This is a genomic window from Pseudomonadota bacterium, from assembly GCA_010028905.1.
Taxonomy (GTDB): Bacteria; Vulcanimicrobiota; Xenobia; order RGZZ01; family RGZZ01; genus RGZZ01.
In genome coordinates this window covers 1-5203 of record RGZZ01000360.1, presented here as the reverse complement: position 1 = coordinate 5203, position 5203 = coordinate 1, and the positions used below count along the sequence as shown (strand labels likewise).

At 65.4% G+C, this 5203-nt stretch carries 6 protein-coding genes; 5 read left to right on the top strand and 1 reads right to left on the bottom strand.

What is annotated here, in order from left to right:
* Positions 1-1319, bottom strand: a 1319-nt coding sequence (locus EB084_19030) for a radical SAM protein (protein NDD30358.1), incomplete at its 3' end; no start/stop codon positions are given.
* A gap of 206 nt (positions 1320-1525) precedes the next feature.
* On the opposite strand from EB084_19030, the gene EB084_19025 reads away from it, so the two are divergent.
* From EB084_19025 to EB084_19005, 5 genes are all read left to right on the top strand, one after another.
* Entirely contained in the window at positions 1526-2533 is a 1008-nt protein-coding gene (locus EB084_19025) for an ABC transporter ATP-binding protein (GenBank protein NDD30357.1), read from the top strand.
* Positions 2530-3291, top strand: coding sequence for a hypothetical protein (locus EB084_19020; GenBank protein NDD30356.1), 762 nt, complete (start codon positions 2530-2532; stop codon positions 3289-3291). The genes EB084_19025 and EB084_19020 overlap by 4 nt, the downstream gene beginning before the upstream one ends.
* A complete protein-coding gene (locus EB084_19015) occupies positions 3288-3641 on the top strand; it encodes a hypothetical protein (protein NDD30355.1) in 354 nt (117 codons plus the stop codon). Before EB084_19020 ends, EB084_19015 begins: the two co-directional genes overlap by 4 nt.
* Positions 3638-4363 (top strand): hypothetical protein, encoded by a 726-nt coding sequence (locus tag EB084_19010; protein NDD30354.1) that lies wholly within the window; start codon positions 3638-3640, stop codon positions 4361-4363. Before EB084_19015 ends, EB084_19010 begins: the two co-directional genes overlap by 4 nt.
* Before the next feature lie 142 nt (positions 4364-4505).
* Positions 4506-5203 (top strand): hypothetical protein (locus EB084_19005; protein NDD30353.1); only part of this gene is annotated, 698 nt, incomplete at its 3' end.

The window sequence follows — 5203 nt, the reverse complement described above, 5'->3', positions numbered from 1 at the left end:
CAGATGAGCTCGTCTTCGGTCATGCCGTGTGGCACGTACACGGGGCGCCAGAAGTTGTAGCGTGAGAAGTCGGGGTTCAGCTGGCCGTACTTGGGCGCCATGTTGAACTGCGGGGTGTTGGGGAGCGGCGTGTTGATCTGCACCGTCACGTCGTCGAGCGGCAGCGAGCACGCAAAGTCGATGCTCTTGCGAATGGTGGCGGGGGTGTCGATGAGGTGCCCCACGATGAAGAAGGCCTTGATCTGCAGCCCCACGTCGTTGGCGTCGTTCACCACGCGCCGCACCTCGTCGGTGGTCATGCCGCGCTGGATGAACTTCAGCACCTCGTCGTCACCGCTCTCGATGCCCATTCGAATCGACCAGCAGCCCGCATTCTTCATGCGCTGCAGCAATGGCTTGTCGACCACGTCGACGCGGGTCGAGGCGGTCCAGGCCATGTTGAGCTTTCGCGACTCGAGCTCGTCGAGGAACTCCTCGGTCTTGCGGTGGCTGACCGTGAAGGTGGTCGCGGCGAAGGCAACCTCGCGCACACCGAAGTCCTTCTTGAGGTGCTCCATCTCGTCGACCAGGTACTTGGGCGACGGTGCCCGGTAGCGCTTGCCCGTGACGGCCGCAGAGTCGCAGAAGTTGCACTGGAACGGGCAGCCGCGCGTGGGGATCTGGGTGAACTTGGGGAGGTACCGCACGTCGGTGGGCAGCGATGCGTAGAGATGGGTGCGGAACAGGTGACGCGCCGGGAAGGGAATGGTGTCGAGATCCATCACCAGGGGGCGCTTGGGGGTGAAGACCAGCTCGTCGCCCTTGCGATAGACGATGCCCTTCACATCGGTGACGCTCTCCCCCCGCCCGAGCTTCTGCACGAGTTCGAGGAAGGTGTACTCACCCTCACCGATGACGCCGTAGTCGAAGTCCTCGCATGCCATGGCGTGCGAGGGGATGGCCGAGATGTGCGGGCCGCCGAGCACGATGGGAATGGCGTCTCCGAAGGCCTCCTTGATGGCCCGCGCCACGTCCATCGCGTCGAAGTAGGAGTAGGTGGTGGCGCCGATTCCCACGATGTCGACGCCGTCGCGGCGGATCTTGTCGACGAGATCGACCGCGGTCTTGCGCTCAGCGGCGGCGTCGACGATCTGGACGTCAGTGATGCCGGCCTGGATGAGCACCGCTGCGAGGTACCCCAGACCGAGGGGCATGGCGTTGGCGAAGAGGGTGCCGATGACCGGGTTCTTGCGCTCCTCTTCTTTGAGAGGGGGGTTGATGAGCAGGATCTTCACGCGTGGATATGCTTCTCTCTGCAAGCATGGAAGGGCTTCGACCACGGCGGGTGCCGGGGGGGGAGGTCGGAAGCGCTTCTTTCTGGGAGGGACACGCTCACGTCGGCTGGTCACCGGCCCGACAGGGACGTCGCGCACCCGCGTGAGGTCATGAATATAGCAGAAGCCGCCAGATTTTGAAACCCACACGTTTCCCTTGTGCGGTCGGGTGGAAGGAGGAGGGAACAGGCGTGCGGGAACATCTGTCGAGCGTGCGCCGCGCGATGGGAAGGTCGGAGGCGTGCACGCCAGAGCATCTGAGGGAGAGCGGTCGAGAGAGACGCGAGATGTCGGCAGCGATTGAGGCGAGGCAGCTGAGAAAGGTGTACCACCCAGGAGCGCGCAACGAGGTTGTGGCGCTGCACGGTCTCGACCTCACGGTCACCGAGGGGCACGTCTTCGGGTGCATCGGTCCCAACGGCGCCGGCAAGACCACGCTCATCAAGATCTTGAGCGGCCTCGCCTGGCCCTCGAGCGGCGATGCCGACATCTTCGGCGCGAAGACGGGCACCCTTGCCGCCCAGTCGATGCTGGGGTACCTCCCGGAGGTCGCCAGCTACCACGATTTCATGACCGTGGAAGAGCTCCTCTCCACGCACGCCGAGCTCGCGGGGGTCGGGCGCGACGCGCGCAAGAAGGCCTGCGACGACGCCCTCGAAGCGGTGAGCCTGGGAGACCGCCGACGCTCGCGCATCCGCGAGCTCTCGAAAGGCATGCAGCAGCGGTTCGGCATCGCGCAGGCACTGGTGGGCACTCCACGCCTGCTCATCCTCGACGAGCCCACCAGCGGGCTCGATCCGCTGGCCCAGAAGGAGGTCAAGGATGTCATCCTCCAGCTGCGCGGAAGGGGGATCACCATCTTCTTCTCGTCGCACAAGCTCACCGAGGTCGAGCACATCTGCGACCTCATCGGCATCATGCATCAAGGGCGACTGGTGCGGTGCTGCCCCCTCGAGACCCTCCTCGAGACCGGACAGGCCGTCGACATCCGCTACGATGGCCCGCCCATCACCGTCGATGGGGCCACGGTGACAGAGGAAGGCACGCATCGTGTGGCCCGTGTCTCCCGAGAGCGCACCGATGCGGCCCTCGACGCCATCCGGACCCAGGGCGGCTCGGTCTACAGCGTGACCCACGAGCGAATCACCCTCGAAACCGCCTTCTTCCAGGCCATCACGGCCCCGGCTCGGGGCGAGACGAAGAGCGAGGCCGCCTCATGAGAGCCAGCTTCATCATCGCCCGACTCACCCTCATCGAGACCCTTCGGCGACAGATCGAGCTCATCACCTTCTTCATCGCCATCGGCATCGCGGTTCTCCCCACGCTGACGAATGCGTTCGGCCTGGGGGCCTCTGATCGCGTCGTCAAGGACATCGCGCTCACGTTCATGGGGTACTACGGCCTGCTGCTGGCCTTGTTCTTCGGCTCGGTGGCCATCCCGGGTGAGATCGAGCGCAAGCTCATCTACCCCGTCATCACCCGACCCATGCCTCGTCGGGCCTACCTGTGGGGCAAGTGGCTCGGCATCATGGGCTTCATCGTGTTCAGCCAGCTGGTGCTGGGCATCACCCTCTGGGGGTCGATGGCCTTCCTCATGAAGCACTACGACCTGCAGATCTGGAAGGTCGTGCTGGGGTATCTGCTCGAGGAAGCGGTGGTCCTGGCGATGTGCATGGCGTTCTCCACGTTCGCCAGCCCTCCGCTGGCGGCCGTGCTCGGCCTGTTCGTGTACATCATCGGGGGGCTGCCCCAGGCCTTCATCGATTTCTTCCTCACGCGGAATGCGTTCCAGCGCATGGTGTCGCTCAGCATGAAGGCCCTGCTGCCCCACTTCGAGGTCTTTCACGTCAAGAACGCCGTGGTGCACCACGATTTCGTGACCTCCGCGTACATGGCCGCCATCGTGGGATACGGGGTCATCTGGGTGATCTTCGCCCAGCTCCTGGGAGAGACCGCGTTCGAACGGAGAAACCTGTGACGGGGCGCACGCGACCCTTCTCCCCCTCGCTGCTCTGCCTGATCGCGCTGCTGCTGGCCCTCGTCGCGTCGCCCGTGTGGGCAGACCCGGACGGCGGACACGGCGCGGTGACCCAGTCGAGCGGCAAGCACGGCCCCGAGGGACACGACGAGCCCGAAGACCTCGCGGGCCAGCCTCCCGTGCAGGCCTACTACCATCGCGCATTCTTCGGAGAGCCCTGGCGCACGCCAGAGCGCAGCATCGCCTCGCTCGAGCGCCAGGGCGCCGCCACGGCGGCAGCCACCATCGCCCTCGGACTGGCCCTGATGTGGCGCCGCAGGCGCTGGCTTCGACGGAACGCCCGCGCATGAGGCGGGGGCTCATCGCCGTCGTCGCCGGTGTCATCATTGCGGCGAACCTGGCGCTCCTGCCGTGGAACGAAGCCCTCTTCCACGCCGGCGATCGCGACAAGACCGCGGTGGGCGTGCTGCTCGAGGCGCTGGGCGAGGTGCGCACCTTCATGGCCCAGTCGATCTGGTTCAACATCGACATCTACCACCACGAGATGGAGGCGGAGGGCATCAACTGGAAAGACGAGCGTGACCTCATGTCGATGTATCGCATGGTCACCACCCTCGACCCCCGCTTCGCCGAGGCCTACGATGTGGCGTCCTTCCAGCTGGTGCAGAACTTCCATCGCGTCGACGAGGGGCTCGCCTACCTCGATGAGGGGTTGCAGAACAACCCGACCAACGCCCAGCTGTGGTTCAACAAGGCGTTCCTCATGTACGCCCTCAAGCGCTATCCTGAATGCGCCGAAGCCGCCGCTCGAGCCATGGGGCTGTACGCCCCCGATCCGGTTGCGCTCCTCGAGATGAGCCACACCGATCGCATCGATTTCATGAACGCCCTCCGGCTGCTGACCCACGCCGAAGACAAGATGGGCAACCACGCGGCCACGGTGAACGCCCTGCGCATCTGGCTGCTGCTCATCCCCAACGACGCCTACGCGCGAGAGCGGCTCGAGGCCCTCAACGAAGAGCCCAGGGGCTACACGAAGCAGCAGTTCCTCGAGATGATGCGACCGCGCTGACCCACGGTCGCGCTCGCACCTGTCGCTCAAACCGCGCACATGCATTCACATCTTGGCAACATCATGCTGAGGCGGGCATGATATCGTTCTAGGCAAGATGGCCGGTTCACGCAGAACCGAAGCCGCATTTGGAGTGAGTATCGTGAGTACGCTCAGCCTGGCGATGAACACCCCCGTGAGACCGCTTGCGCCACAGGCGCTGTCGCCGACCGGCGCGGCGAGCCCTGGCAGCGCGCCGCAGGCCCCCTCCTCGACAGCGCAGGCGCCGCCGGCGGAGCCGCCAGCCGCACCCGCGTCGCGCAAGCCCGTCGATCAGACGCTCAACAGCGCCGTGGTGAACAAGATCCTCTCCGAAGGCATCAACAAGGGCGAGACCGTGACCATTCGCGGAACCGACGGCGAGGTCATGTCCATCAGCCGCAAGGGCGTCTCCACCTTCGACAAGATCAAGAGCGAAGCGGCCGACCTGTTCCACGCCACGGCTGCCGAGGCGTCGAACATCGTCGCGCAAGACCCCGCGTTCGCCTTCAAGGAAGCCGCCTTCGCCGTGCAGACCCAGGTCTTCAGTGGCATCTCGAGCGAGATCACGAACGTGGCTGCGCAGGGCTTCGTGCCCATGGTGCGCGTGGTCTCGTTCGCGCTCGACGCCAAGAAAGCCATCGACAACTGGAAGGCCCAGCACACCACCCACGTCGACCGCGCCATCATGGGCGGCCACCTGGTCACCGACATCGCCGGGCTCGGCGGCGCCGCCGCCCTCTTCATGCCCGGCATCGGCCACACCGTGGGCTTCACCCTGAGCGTCGTTGGCCTGATGGGTGACGTGGCCGCCTACGGCTA

What these genes read in the sequence shown, in the direction of transcription:
- EB084_19020 (NDD30356.1), top strand. Translation starts at nt 2,530, where the DNA reads ATGAGAGCCAGCTTCATCATCGCCCGACTCACCCTCATCGAGACCCTT.
- EB084_19010 (NDD30354.1), top strand. Translation starts at nt 3,638, where the DNA reads ATGAGGCGGGGGCTCATCGCCGTCGTCGCCGGTGTCATCATTGCGGCG.